The 2,773-nt window shown below is 76.7% G+C and carries 2 protein-coding genes; both read left to right on the forward strand.

Annotated features, from left to right (window positions below; translation table 11 throughout):
• Positions 1–868 precede the first annotated feature (868 nt).
• Positions 869–1,681, forward strand: a complete 813-nt coding sequence (locus tag M0P34_RS14805) for a hypothetical protein (protein ID WP_291500499.1) — start codon at positions 869–871, stop codon at positions 1,679–1,681.
• A 281-nt stretch (positions 1,682–1,962) separates the two neighbouring features.
• Positions 1,963–2,773 (forward strand): sigma-54 dependent transcriptional regulator (locus M0P34_RS14810; RefSeq protein ID WP_291500501.1); only part of this gene is annotated, 811 nt, incomplete at its 3' end.

Below are 2,773 nucleotides of genomic sequence, written 5' to 3' on the forward strand. Positions count from 1 at the left end.
GCGCCCCCTGCCCCCCGGCTCGCGGCGGCGGCGCGGGACGGCCGGGGGCTGCCCGGGCACGGGCAACGTCCGGAGCCGTCCGGGCCACCCCGCGGCACGCAGCGCCCCGAAAAACCCGCAGCGCCCGGCAGCGCCTCGCGGCCTCCAAGGCGCCCCGCAAGCCGGGGGCCCGGCCCCCTACCCGCGCGCCTCGGCTCCCGCCCCCCCCGGCGGCACCCTGCGCGGCCTTCGGCCCTCCCGGCATCCGGAGGCTGCCCGGGCCGTTCCCCGGCTTTACCCAACATCCGGAGCCGCCCGGCAACCGGAGCTGCCCCGAGCCGCCCCGGCGCCCCGGAATGCCAGGCATCCCCGACCAGCCGCATCCGCAGCGCCCCGCAGCGCCTCGCGACACTTGCCCGGCAGCGCCTCGCGGCCTCCAAGGCGCCCCGCAAGCCGGAGCCCCGGCCCCCTGCCCGCGCGCCTCGGCTCCCGCCCCCCCGGCGGCACCCTGCGCGGCCCTCGTCCCTCGCGGCATCCGGAGGCTGCCCGGGCGGCGTGGCGCGCCTCGCGCCACGCGGGGCACATCCCCCTGCCGCGCGCCCCGGCCCCTTTCCCGGCGCCTGGAAGGGCAGCCCAAAGCCCGGGGCGCTCCGCCGCATGGGGACATGCGCGCCGCCCGGCGAAAACCGAAATGCTGACGCGCGGGGCCGCCTCCGCCACATGGACATGCGCCGCGCGTTGACATGGAGAGTGAATATCAATATCAACAACAGGCGTCCAGACTCGCTTCGCGCCGCCCCGGCGCCGCACCCCAACCGCCGACGCGCCGCACGGCCCAGCCCGGGCGGCAGAGCCGCCAGGCCGACGCGCCACGCCGACCGCAAGGACCATGACCACGCCGACCTTTTCGCTTCGCCATCCGCCCCGCCGCCACCGGGCCGAGGCCGTCGCCGCATGCTTCCTGGATGCCTGCTCCACCGTGCGCGCCGTCCACGGCGCGGCGGCGCTCCCCGCTGCGCTGGCCGGAGCCGTCGCCATCGGGCGCCCCCTGAACGCCGCCACCAGCCCCTGCCCCGACCTGGCGCGGCTCATGGACCTCGCCTCCAGCAGCTGCATGGCCTCGCGGCAGTTGCGCTTCGCGGACGGCTGCCACCATGTCCAGGCCTTCCGCTGCGGCGCGTCGCACCTGCACGTCTCGGGGCTGTTCCTGGTCTTCGAGCCGTGCCGCTCCAGCGCCCCCCCGCCCGCAGAGCTGCTGCGGGAGTTCTGCGCGGCGGCCGCGATCACGGGCGAGGAGGTGGCGGTGTACGACCTGGCGGGCGCCCTGGTGGGTCACCATCCCCCCGCCCCGGGCGGGCCAGGGGCGCGGCCGGGGCGCCCCGGGCCGCCGCCCGCGCCGCCCCGGCTGGCCGATGTGCTGGAGCGCCTGCCCCCGGCGGCGCGCGACTCGCTGGCCAGGGCCGGGGTATGCGCCGCCGCCCTGCGCCTGCGGGACCGGCAGGCTCCCGTGTGGCTGCGCCTGCACCGCGTCAACTCCTGGGACAGGGCCAGGCGGGCACCGTATGCTGGATATACGAGATGGCCCACCCCGGGGCCGGGGCGGCTCCGGACGGGACGCCGCCCGCGGCGCCCCCCGGCTTCGCCCTCCCGGCGGTGGTCCTGCGCCACGGCCCGGCGCCGGACTACGCGCTCCTGGCCGTGACGGGCGGATGCGACGAGCTGCTCGGGCTCCCCGGAAGCCTCGTCCTCGGCCCCAGGCCCGTGTCCATGCTCGAACTCGTCCACCCCCGGGACAAGCGCCTCGTGCGGGAGGAGCTGGAGCGCTCCGCCGGGCGGGACGCGCCCTGCCGCGTCGCCTACCTGCTGGCCCGCGACGCCGGTGACGACATCCCCGTGCTGCAAACCGGCCGCTGGACCCTTGACGCCCAGGGCGCCCCCGCATGGTGCGACAGCCTGGTCCTCGCGGCGGACCTGCTCCAGGCCATGGACAACGCCCCGGCCTACGCCCCGCCTCCGCAACCGGGCAGCCGCCGCTTCCCCCCTTTCGGGCTGGTGGGGCGCTCCGGGGAGATCGGCGCCCTGGTGGCGCGCATCCGCAAGGCGTCGGCCGGCGCCGAGTGCGTGCTGGTGCTTGGGGAATCGGGCTCGGGCAAGGAGCTGGCCGCGCGGGCCATCCACGAGGCCAGCCCGCGCGCGCGCGGGCCCTTCGTCTCGGTCAACTGCGGGGCAATCCCCGAATGCCTGATGGAGAACGAGTTTTTCGGGCACCGCAAGGGCGCCTTCTCCGGGGCGGACAGCGACCACGACGGCCTGCTGGCCCAGGCCCACGGCGGCACCCTGTTCCTGGACGAAATCGGGGAGATCCCCCTGCGCATCCAGGTCAAGCTGCTGCGCGCCATCGAGGGCGGGGGGTTCCTGCCCGTCGGCGGCACGCGCCCGCAGAACCCCGACTTCCGCCTGGTCGCCGCCACCAACCGCGATCTCGAGGAGCTGGTGGCCTCCGGGGCCATGCGCCAGGACTTCTACTACCGTATCAACGTGCTGCCGGTGCGCGTGCCCCCGCTGCGCCAGCGCAGGAACGACATTCCCCTGCTCTTCGAATTCTTCCTGGAAGACTACCCCGACGCCCCGCTCATGTCCGGGCACATGCTGCGCCGGATCATGGAGTACGACTGGCCCGGCAACGTCCGCGAGCTGCGCAACGCGGCCACGCGCTACGCGACCCTCGGCGAGCTGCCGCCCGAGGTGATGTGCGCGCGCGGCGGCGGGCTGCCCCCCGCCCCCGGCGACGGCA

This window comes from Desulfocurvus sp. (genome assembly GCF_023230885.1).
Lineage (GTDB): Bacteria > Desulfobacterota > Desulfovibrionia > Desulfovibrionales > Desulfovibrionaceae > Desulfocurvus.